The 20524-nt window shown below is 39.4% G+C and carries 21 protein-coding genes; 7 read left to right on the forward strand and 14 right to left on the reverse strand.

Annotated elements, in window-relative coordinates:
* Entirely contained in the window at window positions 1-1515 is a 1515-nt protein-coding gene (locus DPV97_RS07190; protein WP_070713340.1) for a sodium-dependent transporter, read from the reverse strand.
* A gap of 159 nt (window positions 1516-1674) precedes the next feature.
* Between DPV97_RS07190 and DPV97_RS07195 the strand changes: the two genes are divergently transcribed.
* The 6 genes from DPV97_RS07195 (at window position 1675) to ilvA (ending at window position 8506) form a co-directional block, all read left to right on the forward strand.
* Entirely contained in the window at window positions 1675-2313 is a 639-nt protein-coding gene (locus DPV97_RS07195) for a tellurite resistance TerB family protein (RefSeq protein ID WP_070713337.1), read from the forward strand.
* Between the two features lie 185 nt (window positions 2314-2498).
* Entirely contained in the window at window positions 2499-4157 is a 1659-nt protein-coding gene (gene ilvG / locus DPV97_RS07200; RefSeq protein ID WP_070713335.1) for an acetolactate synthase 2 catalytic subunit, read from the forward strand.
* On the forward strand, window positions 4157-4375 hold the full coding sequence (gene ilvM, locus DPV97_RS07205; protein ID WP_070713331.1) for an acetolactate synthase 2 small subunit: 219 nt from the start codon (window positions 4157-4159) through the stop codon (window positions 4373-4375). The genes ilvG and ilvM overlap by 1 nt, the downstream gene beginning before the upstream one ends.
* On the forward strand, window positions 4375-5010 hold the full coding sequence (locus DPV97_RS07210) for a hypothetical protein (RefSeq protein WP_046943106.1): 636 nt from the start codon (window positions 4375-4377) through the stop codon (window positions 5008-5010). The genes ilvM and DPV97_RS07210 overlap by 1 nt, the downstream gene beginning before the upstream one ends.
* Window positions 5011-5045: 35 nt before the next feature.
* A complete protein-coding gene (gene ilvD / locus DPV97_RS07215; RefSeq protein WP_070713330.1) occupies window positions 5046-6884 on the forward strand; it encodes a dihydroxy-acid dehydratase in 1839 nt (612 codons plus the stop codon).
* A gap of 80 nt (window positions 6885-6964) precedes the next feature.
* The gene (gene ilvA, locus DPV97_RS07220) at window positions 6965-8506 is read left to right on the forward strand and encodes a threonine ammonia-lyase, biosynthetic (RefSeq protein ID WP_070713328.1); all 1542 of its coding nucleotides are present in this window, start codon (window positions 6965-6967) and stop codon (window positions 8504-8506) included.
* 50 nt (window positions 8507-8556) lie between these two features.
* Here ilvA and DPV97_RS07225 read toward each other — a convergent pair whose 3' ends face one another.
* From DPV97_RS07225 to DPV97_RS07285, 13 genes are all read right to left on the reverse strand, one after another.
* Window positions 8557-8985, reverse strand: coding sequence for a F0F1 ATP synthase subunit epsilon (locus DPV97_RS07225; protein ID WP_005699104.1), 429 nt, complete (start codon window positions 8983-8985; stop codon window positions 8557-8559).
* A gap of 30 nt (window positions 8986-9015) precedes the next feature.
* A complete protein-coding gene (gene atpD, locus DPV97_RS07230; protein ID WP_049364245.1) occupies window positions 9016-10389 on the reverse strand; it encodes a F0F1 ATP synthase subunit beta in 1374 nt (457 codons plus the stop codon).
* A 16-nt stretch (window positions 10390-10405) separates the two neighbouring features.
* Window positions 10406-11275 carry a F0F1 ATP synthase subunit gamma gene (atpG, locus tag DPV97_RS07235; RefSeq protein ID WP_070713325.1) on the reverse strand — a complete coding sequence of 290 codons (870 nt, stop codon included), beginning with the start codon at window positions 11273-11275 and terminating at the stop codon, window positions 10406-10408.
* Window positions 11276-11293: 18 nt separating this feature from the next.
* A complete protein-coding gene (gene atpA / locus DPV97_RS07240; protein ID WP_070713322.1) occupies window positions 11294-12835 on the reverse strand; it encodes a F0F1 ATP synthase subunit alpha in 1542 nt (513 codons plus the stop codon).
* 12 nt (window positions 12836-12847) lie between these two features.
* Window positions 12848-13381: a F0F1 ATP synthase subunit delta gene (atpH, locus tag DPV97_RS07245; protein WP_049364247.1), complete on the reverse strand. Its 534-nt coding sequence runs from the start codon at window positions 13379-13381 to the stop codon at window positions 12848-12850.
* Between the two features lie 12 nt (window positions 13382-13393).
* On the reverse strand, window positions 13394-13864 hold the full coding sequence (atpF, locus tag DPV97_RS07250; protein WP_049364248.1) for a F0F1 ATP synthase subunit B: 471 nt from the start codon (window positions 13862-13864) through the stop codon (window positions 13394-13396).
* Between the two features lie 38 nt (window positions 13865-13902).
* Entirely contained in the window at window positions 13903-14157 is a 255-nt protein-coding gene (atpE, locus tag DPV97_RS07255) for a F0F1 ATP synthase subunit C (RefSeq protein WP_005632219.1), read from the reverse strand.
* Window positions 14158-14205: 48 nt separating this feature from the next.
* Entirely contained in the window at window positions 14206-15003 is a 798-nt protein-coding gene (atpB, locus tag DPV97_RS07260; protein ID WP_070713319.1) for a F0F1 ATP synthase subunit A, read from the reverse strand.
* Window positions 15004-15036: 33 nt separating this feature from the next.
* Window positions 15037-15411 carry an ATP synthase subunit I gene (locus DPV97_RS07265; protein WP_049364250.1) on the reverse strand — a complete coding sequence of 125 codons (375 nt, stop codon included), beginning with the start codon at window positions 15409-15411 and terminating at the stop codon, window positions 15037-15039.
* Between the two features lie 139 nt (window positions 15412-15550).
* Entirely contained in the window at window positions 15551-16162 is a 612-nt protein-coding gene (rsmG, locus tag DPV97_RS07270; protein WP_049364251.1) for a 16S rRNA (guanine(527)-N(7))-methyltransferase RsmG, read from the reverse strand.
* 170 nt (window positions 16163-16332) lie between these two features.
* On the reverse strand, window positions 16333-18222 hold the full coding sequence (mnmG, locus tag DPV97_RS07275) for a tRNA uridine-5-carboxymethylaminomethyl(34) synthesis enzyme MnmG (RefSeq protein ID WP_070713316.1): 1890 nt from the start codon (window positions 18220-18222) through the stop codon (window positions 16333-16335).
* Between the two features lie 430 nt (window positions 18223-18652).
* Window positions 18653-19090, reverse strand: a complete 438-nt coding sequence (gene mioC, locus DPV97_RS07280) for an FMN-binding protein MioC (RefSeq protein ID WP_070713314.1) — start codon at window positions 19088-19090, stop codon at window positions 18653-18655.
* 49 nt (window positions 19091-19139) lie between these two features.
* The gene (locus DPV97_RS07285) at window positions 19140-19358 is read right to left on the reverse strand and encodes a cell division protein ZapB (protein WP_014064476.1); all 219 of its coding nucleotides are present in this window, start codon (window positions 19356-19358) and stop codon (window positions 19140-19142) included.
* 143 nt (window positions 19359-19501) lie between these two features.
* Here DPV97_RS07285 and glpX point away from each other — a divergent pair, with 143 nt between their 5' ends.
* Complete coding sequence (gene glpX / locus DPV97_RS07290; protein ID WP_070713311.1) at window positions 19502-20515, forward strand: class II fructose-bisphosphatase; 1014 nt, start codon at window positions 19502-19504, stop codon at window positions 20513-20515.
* The last annotated feature ends 9 nt before the right edge of the window (window positions 20516-20524 follow it).

Here is a 20524-nt window from a genome sequence, read left to right on the forward strand (position 1 = left end):
TTATTCTCCTTTTTCTTCAAGATTGAGGCTCTCTTCATTTTTCCATTTTAAACGAGAAAGAATGAATGAAACGACCACTAGCGAAATTGCCATTCCCCAACCAAAGATATTGACAAACCAGCTTGGATAGCCTTCATAACCTTCTGTAAATACTTTCGCACCTTCACTGAATAACATAAAGGCGAGAATACCGGTGGTGATGACAATGCATAAACGCCATAGGAAGCCCACTTTAAATGAAGAACTTTGATTTAAGTGCTTGCCTAATAAGCCTAGTTTTTCATTTGCTACAATCACAATTAATGAAACAAATGCCACTGCAACAATACCAAAATAGTTCACAAATTTATCGAATACATCAAGCATTGGTAAACCGGTTGTAGTACCAAATAAAATGACTGACACCACCATCATTGGTAAACCAACAACAAAGGTCGCTTTTGCTCGACGTAAACGGAGTTTATCTTGAATCGCTGAAATGATTACTTCAATAACAGAGATAAATGAAGTTAATGCCGCAAAAGTTAATGAACCGAAGAATAATACCCCTAACACTTCACCGAATGGTGCTTTATTAATAATAGTTGGGAATGCAAAGAAGGCTAAACCAATACCACCTTTTGCCACTTCGCTCACCTCTACGCCTTGTGCGGTTGCGATGAAACCTAATGCCGCAAATACACCGATACCTGCAAGTACTTCAAAACTTGAGTTTGCAAAACCGACAACCAAGCCGCTACCTGTTAAATCAGAATCTTTCTTCAAGTACGATGCATACGTGATCATAATCCCGAAACAGATGGAAAGAGAGAAGAAGATTTGACCATAAGCTGCAATCCACACGCTTGGGTTAGACAGTTTTGACCAATCTGGTGTAAATAACGCATTCAAGCCTTTTTCTGCACCTGGTAAGAATAAAGAATAAACTACCAATGCCACAAACATTACGACTAAAACAGGCATTAAGATATCTGAAGATTTAGAAATCCCTTTTTGAATACCTAAAGAAAGCACGCCTAACGCCACTAACCATACAGCAATTAATGGACCTGTTACCATGCCGACAAACTCAAAACTCACACCATTGCTGATCTCACCCATTTTTAAAAATTCATGTAGGAAGAAATCAATCGGCTGATCACCCCATGCAGAATTAAGTGAGAAATAGGTATAGCTTGCCGCCCAACCTAATACCACTGCATAGTAAAGCCCGATAATAACATTGACCATCACCTGCCACCAACCAAACACCTCAAAGTGCGGGTTAAAACGACGATAAGAAAGCGGGGCACCACCACGATGGCGATGACCAATTGCGTAATCTAAGAAAAGCAATGGAATACCAGCGGTTAAAAGTGCAATAAGATAAGGGATAATAAATGCACCACCACCATTTTCATAAGTAGTATAAGGGAAACGCCAGATGTTTCCTAAGCCAACAGCGGATCCAATCGCCGCCATAATAAATGCCTTCCGACCAGAAAAGGTCTCACGCTTTGCGTTTGACTGCGTCATATTAAGTTCCTTTTGAATGAAGAAAGGTTTCAATATAGTGAATTCTAAAACCTAGTCAAGAATTTGATTTAAAGTGCGGTTAAAAATAATGAATTTTTTTTTAATATCACTGTCTAAAGGCGGAATTTAATCTCTATTAATAACCAAAAGGAAACATTTATGGATCTCAACAGCATTTTAAATCAAGTTTTAGATGTGGCTAAAAACTCTGCAAGCAAACTTGAAACAGGCAACCAAACTATCGACTCTCTCACCAAAGTAGGCGGTGGTGCAGCCTTAGGTGGTATTTTATCGATGATTTTAGGCCGTAGCGGTGGCGCAAGCTTAGCAAAATTAGGCTCACTTGCCGTTTTAGGTAACCTTGCTTACCAAGCTTACCAAAACTATCAAAAATCCCAACAAAACAGCCAACCAAACATCTCAGAAAATGCATTTGATGTACTAAATTCATCAAGCCATGTCGATGCAGGCGAATTAATTTTACGCACCATGATCGCCGCAGCGGCAGCAGACGGTGAAATTACTGAAGATGAAAAACAAACTATTGAAAACGAAGCAGGTAACAACCCTGAATTAGCACAATGGCTTGCACAAGAAATTCAAAATCCAATTTCTATCAACGAAATTGCTCGTCTTGTAGGCAACGATACTGCACTTGCAAGCAATGTATACTTAGCTGCTCGTTTAGTAAGTAAAGATTTATCTCGCAAAGAAATCATTTTCTTAGCAGACTTAGCAAAAGCGTTAGGCTTAGACGATGCGCTTATTGAACAATTAGAAAAACAAGCAGGCTTCTAATTTTGTGCGTAGAAAACATTACGTTTTCTGACCGCACTTCTTATCAAAAAACACGATAATCTTGGTTATCGTGTTTTTTTCATCTGTTTTTTCGCGAAAACCTAACCAAAGGTGAAAAATTCCGCTACAATGCTGAACTTCAATATTCATAAAATTATTTAATAATCATAAAAACGGGAAGCAACATGACAGGCGCACAACTCATTATCGAATGTTTAAAAGCGCACGGTGTAACCGATCTTTTCGGCTACCCAGGCGGGGCAATCATGCCAACCTATGATGCCATCTATGACTCAGGTCTTGACCATCTCCTTTGTCGTAACGAACAAGGTGCCGCAATAGCCGCAATTGGTTATGCACGCTCTACAGGCAAAGTAGGCGTATGTGTCGCAACGTCAGGCCCAGGTGCGACCAATTTAATTACAGGTTTAGGTGATGCCTTTGCTGATTCTGTGCCTCTCGTAGCATTTACTGGCCAAGTAGCAGCTCCCCTTATCGGAACCGATGCTTTCCAAGAAGCTGATGTTTTAGGTTTATCTCTTGCTTGCACCAAGCACAGCTACATTGTGCAATCCATCGAAGAACTCCCCGAAATTATTGCCTCTGCTTTCCAAATTGCACAAAGTGGCAGACCTGGTCCCATTCTCATTGATGTGCCTCGCAACATCCAAGTGAGCAATGTACCAGAACATATCAAACCTATTGTCAAACCAACCGTAAAACCAACCGCACTTTCAGAATTAAAATTAGCTGAAGCAAAAGCATTATTGGCGCAAGCGAAAAAACCGGTGCTTTATGTGGGCGGTGGTGTAGGCATGGCGAAAGCTACACAAGCGATCAAAAAATTCCTACAAATCACCCAAATGCCATCTGTTTCAACATTGAAAGGTTTAGGCTCAATTGACCCAACCGATCCCGTTTATATGGGCATGATTGGTATGCACGGCACAAGAGCTGCAAATGTTGCCGTACAAGAATGTGATTTATTGTTAGTATGCGGCGCGCGTTTTGATGACCGTGTAACGGGTAAATTAGATAGTTTTGCGCCACACGCGAAAGTGATCCATTGTGATATTGATGCAGCAGAAATCAATAAACTTCGTGTGGCAAATGTTGCCCTTCAGGGTGATTTAATTCAAGCCTTAGAGGCTTTAAGCATCCCACTTGCGATTGATGATTGGCGTGCACATATTCAAGCGCTGAAAGCCAAACTCGATTTCACTTACATCGACAATGCTGGTAACCGACCAATTGACCCTTGGTCATTACTCAACACGCTTTCACAGCGTAAACCTCAAAATGCGGTGATTTGTACCGATGTGGGCCAACACCAAATGTGGTCTGCGCAACATATGCGTCATTTCGCACCAGAAAACTATATTACCTCCGCGGGCTTCGGCACCATGGGATTTGGTTTACCTGCAGCGGTGGGCGCGAAAAAAGCCCGTCCTCATGATGAAGTGATTTTAGTGACAGGCGATGGCTCATTAATGATGAACATTCAAGAATTGGGTTCAATCAAACGCGGCAAATTACCCGTAAAAATTTTGCTGTTAGATAACCAACGCCTAGGTATGGTACGTCAATGGCAAGACCTTTTCTGGAACAAACGCCGTTCTGAAACCATTTTAGAAGATAACCCTGATTTCGTGATGTTAGCGAAAGCCTTTGATATTCCGGCTGAACGCATTGAGTGCGCTGATGATGTAGATGCGGCACTTAATCGTTTATTAAATAGTGAAACAGCCTATTTATTACAAGTATGTATTCCACCGGATGAATGTGTATGGCCACTTGTGCCACCGGGTGCATGTAACGCGGATATGGTAGAGGAGATGAACTAATGAATGAATATAAACTGGAACTCATCGCTCGCCATCGTCCTGAAGTACTAGAACGCATTTTACGCGTAGCACGCCACCGCGGGTTCACCGTTACAACGATGGAAATGACACTAATTGAAACCCAAGTGCGGTTAAAAATCACTGTAAAATCTGACCGCACTTTAGATCTATTAGTGAATCAGTTGGCGAAATTGCCAGATGTGCTGGAGATAAAATAATGAAAAATATACGTTTGTTATTGGAGTTACTTATTACTTTCGTACTATTTGGATGCACTTCATTACAAGATAAAGAACTATCTTCTCAAAAAGAAGTAATACACTCTTTCTTTATAGCAGAAGACAACATTTATGCTATAGGGCAACTTAATAGTTATCACTTTGCCGGTTCAAAATATAGTGAAACTGGAGATTTAATTCGTATCTTACGATCACCTTATGTAAAAAACATATCATCTGTGAAAATTCATTCTATCGCTAAAGATGTTGAAAAAAACAAAGTGAAAGCTACATTAACACTATATTTTAATGATAAAGAGCTTACCCAAAAGCAATCTAATGAGCTCTATGGACAAAATTATTACAATATGCAGGAGCATAATATATTTTTTAGAATGGAAGATGGTGAAATTGTTGATATTAAAAATAAAAATGAGATTTTAAAAAAAGCCAAATTGATTAAACCTTTGGAAACTAAGTACTTAGAATATCGTCAAGAAAAAAGATTCAGTGCTGAAGCAACAGAGGATAACATTACAGTAGCTGGACGAGCATCAGCGGCAATGATTATTTTTGTACCATTAGCAATTATCTCATTACCTTTTTATGCAATTCAGTCTTTATCTGGAAAATAAAAACAAACCCTAAAATTTACTCGGAGAGATTATTTATGCCAAAACTACGTTCAGCGACCAGTACACAAGGTCGTAATATGGCGGGCGCACGTGCCTTATGGCGTGCGACAGGAATGAAAGAAAATGACTTTGGTAAACCGATTATTGCGGTGGTGAACTCTTTCACCCAATTTGTGCCTGGGCATGTGCATTTAAAAGATATGGGACAGCTTGTTGCCGCAGAAATTGAAAAAGCAGGCGGTGTAGCAAAAGAATTTAACACCATTGCGGTGGATGATGGTATCGCAATGGGTCACGGCGGAATGCTTTATTCTTTACCAAGCCGTGATTTAATCGCAGATAGCGTGGAATATATGGTTAATGCGCACTGTGCTGATGCGATGGTGTGTATTTCCAACTGTGACAAAATCACCCCAGGAATGTTAATGGCAGCAATGCGTTTGAACATTCCAACAATTTTTGTCTCAGGCGGCCCAATGGAAGCGGGTAAAACCAAACTTTCTGATCAATTAATTCGCTTAGATTTGGTTGATGCGATGATTGAAGCGGCAGATCCGAATGTGTCAGATGAACGAATTGATGTCATTGAACGTAGCGCTTGCCCAACTTGTGGTTCTTGCTCAGGGATGTTTACCGCTAACTCAATGAACTGCTTAACTGAAGCGTTAGGTTTATCTTTACCTGGCAACGGTTCCATGTTAGCCACTCACGCAGACCGCAAAGAATTATTCTTAAAAGCAGGTCGTCAAATTGTTGAGCTTTGCAAACGTTATTACGAACAAGATGATGCAAGCGTATTGCCTCGTTCAATCGGTACTTTTGATGCCTTTGAAAATGCAATGAGCCTCGATATCGCAATGGGTGGTTCAAGTAATACCGTTTTACACTTATTAGCAGCTGCTCAAGAAGCGGGCGTAGATTTTAAAATGGAAGATATTGACCGTTTATCGCGCAAAGTACCTTGTTTAAGCAAAATTGCACCAAACACCAATAAATACCATATGGAAGACGTACACCGTGCAGGTGGTATTATGGGATTGTTGGGTGAATTAGATCGCGCAGGATTAATTCATAAAAATACACACACCGTGCTTGGAATGAGCATAGGAGAACAACTAGACCAATACGATATTATTCGCAATCAAGATGAAGAATTACATAAATTCTTCCGTGCAGGCCCTGCAGGCATCCGAACAACTCAAGCATTCTCACAAGATTGCCGTTGGGATACCGTCGATAATGATCGTGTAAACGGTTGTATTCGCAACAAAGAAAACGCAATTTCGCAAGAAGGTGGCTTAGCCGTATTATTCGGTAATCTCGCTGAAGACGGATGTATCGTTAAAACCGCCGGTGTAGATGAATCTATTTGGAAATTCACTGGCACTGCTATAGTATTTGAAAGCCAAGAAGATGCGGTTGCAGGCATTTTGGGTGGCAAAGTCAAAGAAGGGCATGTTGTTGTTATCCGTTACGAAGGCCCTAAAGGCGGACCAGGTATGCAAGAAATGTTATACCCAACCAGTTACTTAAAATCGATGGGCTTGGGCAAAAAATGTGCTTTATTAACGGATGGCCGTTTCTCTGGTGGTACATCAGGCTTGTCTATTGGACACGCTTCACCAGAAGCTGCTTCTGGCGGTGCAATTGGCTTAGTACGCGATGGCGATATGATCAACATTGATATTCCAAATCGTGCAATTAACTTAGAAATCAGTAATGAAGAACTCGCAGCACGCAGAACTGAACAAGATCAAAAAGGTTGGCAGCCTGCTAACCGTGAACGTGAAGTATCTTTCGCATTAAAAGTATTCGGTCACTTCGCCACCTCTGCGGACAAAGGTGCGGTACGCGATAAAACATTATTAAAATAATTTAATGGTTCCCCCTCCTTTATAAGAGGGGGATAAAACAAAGGAAAAACTAACCGCACTTCATCATCAAAACAAACACTATGAAAAACCTACTCACCAATCCTCAACCTTCTCAATCAGATTATATCAATGCCATTATTAAACTTGGTTCACGCGTATATGAAGCCGCACAAGTGACCCCTTTACAAAAAATGGGAAAACTTTCTGAACGACTGCACAATAATATCTGGATTAAACGAGAAGACCGTCAGCCAGTAAATAGTTTTAAACTACGCGGTGCTTACGCAATGATTTCTAGCCTTTCAGCAGAACAAAAAGCAGCAGGCGTAATAGCGGCATCTGCAGGTAACCATGCGCAAGGCGTGGCATTATCAGCGAAACAATTAGGCTTAAAAGCATTAATTGTTATGCCACAAAATACCCCGAGTATTAAAGTAGATGCAGTGCGTGGTTTTGGTGGAGAGGTGTTGTTGCACGGTGCTAATTTTGATGAAGCCAAAGCAAAAGCGATTGAGCTTTCAAAAGAAAAAAATATGACATTTATTCCACCATTCGATCATCCATTAGTGATCGCAGGACAAGGCACGTTAGCGATGGAAATGCTACAACAAGTGGCAGATTTGGATTATGTGTTTGTACAAGTCGGCGGTGGTGGTTTAGCTGCAGGCGTAGCAATTTTGCTTAAGCAATTTATACCAGAAATTAAAATCATCGGTGTCGAGTCCAAAGATTCAGCCTGTTTGAATGCTGCTTTAGAAAAAGGTGAACCTACAGATTTAGCACATGTTGGCTTATTCGCTGATGGTGTAGCGGTAAAACGTATTGGTGACGAAACATTTCGTTTATGTCAAAAATATTTAGACGGTATGGTGCTGGTAGACAGCGATGAAGTTTGCGCAGCAATGAAAGATTTATTCGAAAATGTGCGTGCGGTATCAGAGCCATCTGGTGCGTTAGGTTTAGCCGGTCTGAAAAAATACGTCAAACAGCATAATATTCAAGGCAAAAATATGGCAGCAATTTTATCCGGTGCCAATCTTAACTTTCATACATTACGTTATGTTTCAGAACGTTGCGAAATAGGTGAAAACCGTGAAGCTTTATTGGCGGTAACTATGCCGGAACAACCAGGTAGTTTCTTAAAATTTGCCCATGTTATTGGTAACCGTGCAGTAACAGAATTTAGTTATCGTTATGCAGATAATCAAAAGGCCTGTATTTTTGTTGGTGTGCGCACGGTCAATGAATCTGAAAAAGCGGAAATTATTGCTGAGTTAACGAAAAATGGCTTTGATGTAGAAGATATGTCTAATGATGATATCGCCAAAACTCACGTGCGTTATTTAATGGGTGGACGAGTTTCTAATCATCATGAACGACTTTATAGCTTTGAATTTCCAGAGCAAAAAGGCGCTTTACTTAAATTCTTAGAGATATTGGGTAAACGTTGGAATATTTCATTGTTCCATTACCGTGCACATGGAGCCGATTACGGTAATATTCTTGCGGCTTTCCAATTAGGCGAAAAAGATAACGAAGAATTTGAACAAGCTTTAGCAGAACTCGGCTATGTTTATGAAGATGTTAGTGAAAGTAAAGCGTATCGATATTTCTTACGATAGAAAAACAAAAAGAGCGGTCAAAATAACCGCTCTTTTTTATTATCATTATCTTATCGTTTTGATTTAACGAGTTTTTCAGTAAGTTCGTAAGCACGAAGTTTCGCTAACTCTTTAGAAAGTTTAGCTACAAGTAAATCATGATCTACATCAACTGCGTGATTCACTATATTTTCTTCCGCCTTACGTTTCGCTTCACGAATACGATCTGCATCTAACTCGCTACCGCGAATTGCAACATCGGCAAGTACCGTTACTACTTTAGGTTGAACTTCTAAGAAGCCGCCCGAAACATAGATAACTTCTTCATTGCCATCTTCAAGGGTGAATTTAACAATCCCTGGCTTAATCGCCGTCATCAAAGGAGTGTGGTTTGGTAAAATACCAAGTTCACCTTCCACACCTGTTGCTTGGATTTGTTTCACAGCACCTTCAAAGATTTTTCGCTCTGCGCTGACTATTATTAGGTTAAATGTCGCCATTTTTGTTCTCCTTCAAATGACTTGAAGTGATTACATATTTTTGGCTTTTTCTAGCGCTTCGTCGATTGTACCGACCATGTAGAACGCTTGTTCTGGAATATGATCGTATTCGCCGTTTAAAATACCTTTAAAGCCGCGGATAGTTTCTTTTAAAGAAACGTATTTACCTGGAGTACCGTTGAATACCTCAGCAACGAAGAATGGTTGTGATAAGAAACGTTCAATTTTACGTGCACGTGCTACCACAAGTTTGTCATCTTCAGATAACTCGTCCATACCAAGAATTGCGATAATATCTTTCAATTCTTTATAACGTTGTAAGATACCTTGTACGCCACGCGCTACATCATAGTGCTCTTGGCCAACAACGAGTGGGTCTAATTGGCGTGAAGTTGAATCTAATGGGTCAACCGCAGGATAAATACCTAAAGACGCAATTTGACGACTTAATACAACTGTTGAGTCTAAGTGCGCGAAGGTTGTTGCCGGAGATGGGTCAGTTAAGTCATCCGCAGGTACGTATACCGCTTGTACAGAGGTGATAGAACCTGTTTTGGTTGAAGTGATACGTTCTTGTAACACACCCATTTCCTCTGCTAATGTCGGTTGGTAACCTACCGCAGATGGCATACGACCTAATAACGCAGATACTTCAGTACCAGCAAGGGTATAACGATAGATATTATCCACAAAGAATAATACATCACGACCTTCATCACGGAATTTTTCAGCCATAGTTAAACCGGTTAACGCAACACGTAAACGGTTACCTGGTGGCTCATTCATTTGTCCGTAAACCAATGATACTTTATCTAATACGTTAGAATCTTTCATCTCATGATAGAAGTCGTTACCTTCACGAGTACGCTCACCTACACCCGCAAATACAGAGTAACCTGAGTGCTCGATCGCGATATTACGGATTAATTCCATCATGTTAACAGTTTTACCTACACCCGCACCACCGAATAGACCCACTTTACCACCTTTTGCGAATGGACAAATTAAGTCGATAACTTTGATACCAGTTTCTAATAATTCCGTACTATTAGATTGTTCTTCGTAGCTTGGTGCTGGACGATGGATAGCCCAATTTTCTTCCGCGCCAATTTCACCTTGCTCATCGATTGGTTCACCTAATACGTTCATAATACGACCTAGCGTTTTAGTCCCTACTGGAACTTGAATCGGGTTACCCGTATTTTCTACTTTTAAGCCACGTTTTAAGCCGTCAGATGTACCTAATGCGATACAGCGAACTACACCGCCACCTAATTGTTGTTGAACTTCAAGGGTTAAACCTGATTCAACTTTTAATGCATCGTAAACTTTTGGTACTGCATCTTGTGGGAATTCAACGTCAATCACCGCACCGATGATTTGTACAATTTTTCCTGCTGACATTACCGTTCCTCTTTCATTAAATCGCTGCCGCGCCGGCGACGATTTCGTTTAATTCATTTGTAATACTTGCTTGACGGGCTTTATTGTAAACTAATCGCAAGTCATTGATTAAATTACCTGCATTATCAGTTGCCGCTTTCATTGCTACCATTCTAGCAGCTTGCTCGGAAGCAAGGTTATCTACCACAGATTGATACACTTGTGATTCCAAATAACGAGTAAGCAAACTGTCTAATAAGACTTTTGGCTCTGGCTCGTAAAGGTAATCCCAGGTACTTTGTCTTTTCTCTAAATTATCGGTTTCTAATGCCGGTAATGGGATTAATTGTTGATAAACAGGTTTTTGCGCCATTGTATTAACGAATTTATTGTAGGCAATATAAACTGCATCTACTTCTCCGTCTTTATAGCTACCAAACATACCGTTTGCAACACCAATTAAGTCTTCCATTGTCGGATTATCACCCAAACCGGAAAGTTGTGCACGAATAGGTAATCCTAATGAGCGGAAAAAGCTGATACCTTTTGAGCCAATTAAGCCCAATTCAACAGTAACACCTTTATCTTTCCATTGTTTGATTTCTGTCATCACAGTTTTAAACAAGTTAATGTTCAAACCGCCACACATTCCGCGGTCAGTCGAGACCACTAAGATCCCGACTCTTTTTACTTCGCGTTGAATTAAAAATGGGTGTTTGTAACCAACAGTTGCTTTAGAGACGTGGCTGATAACATTTCGTATTGTTTCAGAATACGGACGAGAAGCAGCCATACGATCTTGCGTTTTACGCATTTTCGAGGTTGCCACCATTTCCATTGCCTTAGTAATTTTTTGTGTACTTTGTACACTGGCAATTTTGGTTTTTATCTCTTTTGCACCTGCCATCTTATTTCTCCGTTACTTTTACCACGCGCTGTTGGCTTTAAAGTTATCCAAAATCGCTTTCAATGATGCTTTAACTTCATCATTGTAGTTACCGGTTTTGGTCAATTCAGCCATAAACTCGCTGTGGTTACGGCGAGCATAATCTAAAAGTGCGGCTTCAAAACTTGCAATTTTTTGCAATTCCACATCTTCTAAATAGCCAAACTCAACCGCGAAAAGCAACACAGATTGGTCTGCTACGCTAAGCGGTACATATTGTTTTTGTTTCAATAATTCAGTGACTTTTTCACCGTGAGAAAGTTGTTTGCGTGTAGCATCATCAAGGTCAGATGCAAACTGAGCAAACGCCGCTAATTCACGATACTGAGCTAATGCGGTACGGATACCACCAGCTAATTTTTTCACTACTTTAGTTTGTGCAGAACCACCCACACGAGATACCGAAATACCAGGGTTTACCGCTGGACGAATACCAGAGTTAAACAAGTTAGATTCTAAGAAAATCTGACCATCGGTAATCGAAATTACGTTGGTTGGAACGAATGCAGAAACGTCACCCGCTTGAGTTTCAATGATAGGAAGAGCGGTTAAAGAACCTGTTTTTCCTTTTACTGCACCTTGAGTAAATTTTTCTACGTATTCTTCATTTACACGTGCTGCACGTTCAAGTAAACGTGAGTGTAGATAGAATACGTCACCTGGATATGCTTCACGACCTGGTGGACGACGTAATAATAATGAAATTTGACGATAAGCAACGGCTTGTTTTGATAAGTCATCGTAAACGATTAACGCATCTTCACCGCGATCACGGAAATATTCACCCATTGCACAACCAGCATAAGGTGCTAAATATTGTAAGGCAGCTGATTCAGATGCAGATGCCGCAACAACGATAGTGTTTTCAAGTGCACCGTGCTCTTCTAATTTACGCACTACGTTTGCAATAGTCGAAGCTTTTTGACCGATCGCTACATAGATACATTTAATACCTGAATCACGTTGGTTAATGATAGCGTCGATTGCTAATGCTGTTTTACCAGTTTGACGGTCACCGATGATTAACTCACGTTGACCACGACCGATTGGAACCATGGAGTCAACCGCTTTATAACCGGTTTGTACAGGCTGATCAACAGATTTACGATCGATAACACCTGGTGCAATCACTTCAACAGGAGAGAAACCATCGTTTTCAATTTCACCTTTACCATCGATTGGTTGACCAAGTGTATTTACCACACGACCTAATAAACCACGACCAACTGGTACTTCAAGAATACGGCCAGTACATTGTACTTCCATACCTTCAGCTAAATCTGCGTAAGGGCCCATTACTACCGCACCAACAGAATCACGTTCAAGGTTAAGTGCCATTGCGTAACGGTTGCCTGGTAAGGCGATCATTTCGCCTTGCATCACATCGCTTAAGCCATGAATACGAATAATCCCGTCACTTACAGAAACAATAGTCCCTGTATTACGGGCTTCGCTCACCACGTCAAATTGAGCGATGCGTTTTTTAATCAATTCACTAATTTCAGTTGAATTTAGTTGCATCTTGTATTCCTCTTATAATTGCAACTCATTTGCGAGACGAGCAAGTTGCCCACGGCTACTTCCGTCAATCACAAAGTCTTCAGTACGAATAACCACACCGGCAATCAGTGAGCTATCTACATTGCAATTTAATTTCACTTTGCGAGCTAATCTTTTTTCCATTGCAGCTGCAATTTTTTCGATTTGTGTTGCATTCAATGGTTGTGCAGAAATTACTTCAACTTCTGCAATAGCTTGATGTTCTTCCACATAATGTTTAAATTCTTCAAACACGGTAGGAATCGCACTCAAACGCTTATTTTCAGCCATTAACCGAATAAGATTTTGCCCATATTGATCCAATTGTTCGCCACAAATAGAAATTACTGTATCAGCTAATTTCTGTGCAGAAAGAGAACTACTTAAGTAAGCTTTTACCGTTTCATCTTCAGCTACGGCTGCAGCAAAACCTAACATATCAGTCCATTTTTCGACCGCACTTTGTTCAATGGCAAAGTCGAATGCAGCTTTTGCATAAGGGCGAGCTATTGTAGTTAATTCTGACATAAGCTAAGCCTCTTATAACTCTGCAACTAATTTATCAATAATGTCATTGTTTGCCGCTTCATCAATAGAACGACCCACAATTTTCTCAGCACCAGCCACTGCCAATGAAGCCACTTTAACACGTAATTCTTCTTGAACACGTTTACGTTCTGCTTCTACTTCAGCATAACCTTGAGCAATAATTTTTGCTTTTAGTTCTTCGGCTTCTGCCTTCACTTCGTCTAATACTTCATTGCGACGTTTATTCGCAGCATCTAAAATGTCTTGAGCTTGTACTTTTGCAGCTGAAAGTTCTTGTTCAACAAGATTTTTCGTATCTGCTTGCTCTTTTTTAGCTGCTTCAGCTGACGCTAAAGCGTTCGCAATTTGACTTTGACGAGTTTCAATCGCATTAATAATTGGTGGCCAAACAAATTTCACACAAAACCATACAAAAATAATAAAGGCGATGGTTTGACCAATTAATGTTGCATTAATATTCACAACATACCTCCTTCGTTAATTAGGAAATTTGTTGTTTATTAACCTAATAATGCAGCAAATGGATTTGCGAATGCGAAATATAAACCGATACCTACCGCGATCATCGCAATCGCATCAAGAAGGCCTGCAACAATAAACATCTTAGTAAGTAGTGAATTAGCTAATTCAGGCTGACGAGCGGCAGACTCAAGATATTTACCGCCAAGAAGACCAAAGCCAATTGCAGTACCTAACGCAGCAAAAGCAAGCATAATCGCAGAAGCAATGATTGTTGCACTAATTACAGTTTCCATAAATTTTCTCCGTTGTTGAGAGTTGAGTTGTTAAATAAAAAATAAAAATTAATGTTCCGCTTTATTATATGCAATACTCAGGTAAACCACAGTAAGCATCATAAAGACGAAGGCTTGTAATGCGATAACCAAAATATGGAAAATCGCCCACACCAACTGCAATGGCACACCCAGTGCAGCCACAAACGCATTGGCTGAATACATCACGGCAATCAAAATAAAGATCAGCTCACCAGCATACATATTTCCGAATAAACGAAGTGCTAATGAAACAGGCTTTGAGATCAACGTCACGGATTCAAGAAGAAGATTAACAGGGATAAATGCCCAATGATTGAAAGGGTGTAAAGTGTATTCTTTTGCAAGACCTTTAATACCCTTAGATTTAATCGTATAAAAAAGGATCAACACAAATACTGAAATCGACATTGCAAATGTCATATTCATATCCGTAGTCGGCACAGCTCGTACAGGAATATGATGTTTACCTGTAATAATAGCAAACAACTGGGGAATATAATCCACAGGTACCAAATCAATAGTATTCATAATCATCACCCATACGAAAATGGTTAAAGCCAACGGCGCTATCACATCTCGTTTACCGTGATAATTTTCTTTTACTACACCATCAATCCATTCTACAGCCATTTCAACAGCACATTGTAGTTTACTCGGTACACCTGCTGTTGCTTTTTTAGCCACTTTACAAAAAATAGCTAAGAAAAGGAAACCACACAACACAGAGAAGAAAAACGTATCAAGATTAAACGTCCAAAAACCTTCACCTGCTGTAAGATAAGTTAAATGGTGTTGGATATATTCAATTGAAGTTTGTCCAGACATAATCGATCCTTTGTTCTGAAGAATAACCCAAAGTTAAATTTTATTGAGAATAAGTGGAATAATATTATTCAGCACTAATGCCAATAAAAAACCAACAAAAAACGCAATAAAATTGATAACGAATAACCATTTGATGGCAATAATGATAAAAACCATCGTTAAAATAAACTTTATTGCTTCAGCACGATAAAGTGCGGTCAGTTTTGTTGAAAAATTTTGTTTTCTGTAAAAAATGATAAATATGAATGTACAAAAAGGCAAAAAGGCACTTAAAAAACCGTAGCTAAAATCTACCGCACTTTGGCGTTGCCAAATTGCAAGGAATAACCCCAAAACAACAAGACAAACCGATTCAATGATTATCGCCTTTTGATATCGATTTTTAACCTGTGTTAAAACCTTAGACATTATCTTATTTTTTAAAATACAAAAACTGTCTAATTATACCCGTGCTACAAAGAGTTTCAACTTTTAAACCACTAAAAAATGTTAAATAAATCACAATCTTAAAAAATAATTAACAAAATTGCCGTAAAAAAAGTGTGTTTTATCGTAAAACGATTAAATGTCGCTCACCTACAAGTTCAGGGACATTCAAAGTAATCACGTCTTTTACTTCGAATTTTTTGTCTAATTCTTGAACTTCATCTTCGTGATAAATGCCTTTCAAAGCATAAAAATACCCATTTTCTTTTGGCAAATGATGACACCAATCTGTCATATCTTTTAACGAAGCAAATGCTCGACTTAATACACCGTCGAATTTTTGTTCAGGTTGGTATTCCTCAACACGGCTAAGAACAGGTTCTACATTTGTTAGTCCTAACTCACGTACTGCATTTCGAATGAAGCTAATACGCTTACCTAAACTATCTAACAAGACAAATTGCTTGGTAGGATTAATAATGGCCAAAGGCAGTCCTGGCAAGCCTGGACCCGTTCCTACATCTATAAAACGATCCCCTTGTAAATAAGGACTAACAACAATACTATCCAAGATATGTTTTACTAACATCTCTTGCGGATCACGCACAGAAGTTAAATTATAGGCCTTGTTCCATTTATTGAGTAATTGTACCAACTGAATCAGCTGATCTTTTTGCAGATCGGTTAATTGAATTTCTGCTTGAGCCAGTAAATTTTCGAGTTTTGCTTTCATTTTTCTATCTATCTTGTCTATTTTTCGTCATTCTACTTGAAAGTGCAGTTAAAATCCTTAGTGTTTTTATTTCAGCAAAAATTTAGCCTACTAATTACATCTTTTTAATTTGTAATATAAAAAAGTGCGATGAAAATTCACCGCACTTTTGCTTTCAATACCTGAGAAGTTTACTCCCCACGTTTCAGCATGCCTTGTTTTTTCAAATTCACCAGAATAATTGAAATAGCAGCAGGCGTTATACCTGAAATTCGGCTTGCTTGACCAATGGAAACTGGACGATGCTGTTCTAACTTCACTCGTACTTCATTAGATAAACCAGACACTTTGCTGTAATCAAAGTTAGCTGGAATTGCCGTATTTTCGTGGCGTTTTTGTTTTTCAATTTCTTCTTGTTGATGCTCAATATAGCCTTGATACTTAATGGCAATTTCCACTTGTTCTACGGCTTCTCTATCTTCCATTGCCGGTTTATATGGCGTTAAAGAAGTCAAAATATCGTAGGTCATTTCCGGACGGCGCAATAAATCTTCACCGCTGGCTTCACGCACAAGTGGGCTACCAAGCACTTTATTCGCTTCTTCTAAATATTCAGAACGCGGATGCAACCAAATGCTACGTAAGCGTTGGCGTTCTTGTTCTATATTTTCCATTTTTTGATTAAAGCGCGCCCAACGAGCCTCATCAATTAAACCTAATTCATGAGCAATCGGGGTTAAACGAATATCCGCATTATCTTCACGTAATAACAAACGGTATTCTGCACGAGAAGTAAATACGCGATATGGTTCTTTGGTACCAAGTGTGCAAAGGTCATCCACCAATACTCCTGTATAAGATTGATCGCGACGTGGATACCATGCCTCTTTCTCTTGTACGTAAAGGCCCGCATTAATCCCAGCCAACAAGCCTTGTGCCGCCGCTTCTTCATAACCCGTTGTACCGTTAATTTGACCCGCAAAAAATAAACCAGAAATAGCTTTAGTTTCTAATGTTGGTTTTAAATCGCGTGGATCAAAATAATCATATTCAATGGCATAACCTGGTTTAATGATGCGCGCTTTTTCCAAACCTTTCATGGAATTCACAATGCCCATTTGCACGTCAAACGGTAAACTGGTAGAGATCCCGTTTGGATAAACTTCATTACTGGTTAAGCCTTCTGGTTCCAAATAAATTTGATGTGAATTACGATCTGCAAAACGCATCACTTTATCTTCAATGGATGGACAATAACGTGGACCAATCCCTTCAATCACACCGGTATACATTGGACTGCGATCCAAGTTATTACGGATCACTTCATGGGTTTGTTCATTAGTGTGCGTGATATAACAAGGAATTTGTTGAGGGTGATCAGATACCGATCCCATAAAAGAAAACACGGGTAAAACAGCATCACCATGTTGTTTAGCCAATATATCAAAATTGATCGTACGCGCATCAATACGTGGTGGTGTACCTGTTTTAAGACGATCTACACGTAATCCTAGATCTCTTAATCGATGTGAAAGATTTACAGAAGCAGGATCACCAGCTCGGCCACCTTCATAATGTTCTAAACCAATATGGATCTTACCCGCTAAGAAAGTACCGGCAGTTAAAATAACTGATTTAGCACGGAATTTAAGCCCCATTTTGGTTTCTACACCACAAACGCGATCTTGCTCAATTAAAATATCGGTCACTTCTTGCTGGAAAATATCTAAATTTGGTTGATTTTCTAGTGCGATGCGTACCGCTTGACGATATAACACACGGTCAGCTTGAGCACGAGTTGCACGTACAGCAGGCCCTTTACTGCTGTTTAAAGTACGAAATTGAATACCGGCTTTATCCGCTGCGTGAGCCATAAGACCACCCATCGCATCAATTTCTCTTACTAAATGGCCTTTACCAATGCCGCCAATGGCTGGGTTACATGACATTTGTCCTAGGGTATCGACATTATGTGTCAATAGCAGGGTTTTTAATCCCATGCGTGCTGGTGCTAATGCCGCTTCTGTACCAGCATGACCGCCTCCAATGACGATCACATCATAATTTTCGGTGTAAAACATATCTCTCTCTTCGTCTTCAATTTGATCTTCGATCTAAAAATAGGCGCTATTCTACTGAAAATTACGTGTGCTTGAAAGCAAGAATTCAATCGGTGATAAGAGAAGATCGAGAGATAATAAAGATAAGATCTATTTATATATAAAGATCTTATTATTGTTACTATTAAGATCCTTTTACCTTGTGAATAAGATCCTTTTCCTTTTTTAAATGAAGAAGTTAGATCATTTTAGACTGTGTTGAAATGTCGTCAGTTTGGAGGTTTTTTCTTGTGGATAAACTTTGATTTTATCCACAGTTAAAACAATCATCATATTTACTCAGTGGAAAAAAACAAGTTTTTGACAGGTTTTATTAAAGTTATCCACAGGTAATTTTTTTAGATAATGGATAAAGAAAAAGCGATAAACTCAAATTATCGCTTTATTATGATTAAAGTGCATGAATAAATTGTGGTAACCAATCTTCAGCAAATTGCTCTTGATCATCAACATGTAAGACATCGATTTTTAAACTCTCGCAGATTTTGACCGCACTTTTTTCACTTAATTGTGTTTCGACTTTATTCACGGCATGACAGAATGTATCGTAATCTGAATTACCTAAGCCTACAACAGCAAAGCGGAGGGAAGAGAAATCTTTATCTGATGCCGAAATTTGTTCAAAGAGTGGTTTCAAATTATCAGGTAATTCACCTGCGCCATGTGTTGAAGTGATAATCAACCAAATATTTTCATCAATCACATCATCAAGTTCTGGTCCGTGGAAAAGTGCGGTAGAAAAATCTTGTGTTTTTAATACATCTTCTAAATGCTCCGCCACATATTCAGCGCCGCCTAACGTGCTACCTGAAATCACGCAAATATTCATATTGTTTCCTAATAAAAAAAGGCTTAGATTTTCTAAGCCTTTATAGTCATTATACGTTGTCGAATTTACCTAACAATGAACGAATGTGTTCTTGCCAGTTGCGGTGTTCATTTCTAAGCTGCTCGTTTTCATGTTGCAACGCTTCTACCGCTTGTTGAGATTGATTTTTTTGTTCTTTTAATTCTTCTACTTCAAGTTGAAGTAATTGAATGGTTTCTACTGCTTGTCTAATTTTTTCTTCAAGCTGATCTAAAATTTCTAAAGACATAGTGATTTCCTTTTTTAAAATAAGTCCGAAACTGCTTTATTCTACCCACTTAATCCCATTTTTAAAAGCCTCTTGTCAAAAATTATTATGCAAACGTTTGCTTAGTGATAAAATAACGAGACTTTTTGCATTGGGAGAGAAAAATGAATCGTGCATTAGCTATTGAATTTTCAAGAGTAACCGAAGCAGCTGCATTAGCGGCTTATACTTGGCTTGGACGTGGTGATAAAAATGCGGCAGATGAGGCGGCAGTCAAAGCCATGCGTTATATGTTGAATTTAATCCATATGGACGGTGAAATTGTGATTGGAGAAGGGGAAATTGACGAAGCACCAATGCTTTATATTGGCGAAAAAGTAGGGTCAGGTAATGGTGAACTCGTTTCTATTGCGGTTGATCCGATTGATGGCACACGAATGACAGCAATGGGCCAATCAAATGCCATTTCAGTGTTGGCTGCTGGTGGTAAACGTACTTTTTTAAAAGCACCTGATATGTATATGGAAAAATTGGTTGTTGGTCCTGAAGTGAAAGGTATGATTGATTTAAGTTTACCGATTGAGCAAAATTTTCGCCGTGTAGCTTCTCGTTTAGGTAAATCCTTATCGGATTTAACCGTGATGGTACTTGCTAAACCGCGCCATGATGAAGTGATCAAGCAAATGCATAATCTAGGTATTCGCGTAATGGCCATTCCAGATGGTGATGTTGCCGCTTCGGTTTTATGTTGTTTACCAGATGCTGAAGTGGATATGGTTTATGGCATTGGTGGTGCACCTGAAGGTGTGGCAGCTGCCGCTGCAATTCGTGCATTAGGTGGGGATATGCAAGCTCGTCTTATTCCACGTAATGAAGTGAAAGGCGATACAGAAGAAAACCGTAAAATTGCCGCTGAAGAAGTTCAACGTTGTAAAGCCTTAGGTGTGAAGGTCAATGAAATCTTAAAATTAGAAGATTTAGTACGTGATGATAATCTTGTTTTTGCTGCAACGGGAATTACGCACGGTGAATTGCTCAAAGGGATTTCTCGTCGTGGCAACTTAGCAACTACAGAAACCCTATTAATCCGTGGTAAATCACGCACCATTCGTAAAATCCAATCCATCCATTATCTCGATAGAAAAGATTCTGAAATCTATGAGATTTTAAGAAATTAGTGAAAATAA

The sequence above is a fragment of the Haemophilus parainfluenzae genome (assembly GCF_003253005.1).
Lineage (GTDB): Bacteria > Pseudomonadota > Gammaproteobacteria > Enterobacterales > Pasteurellaceae > Haemophilus_D > Haemophilus_D parainfluenzae_M.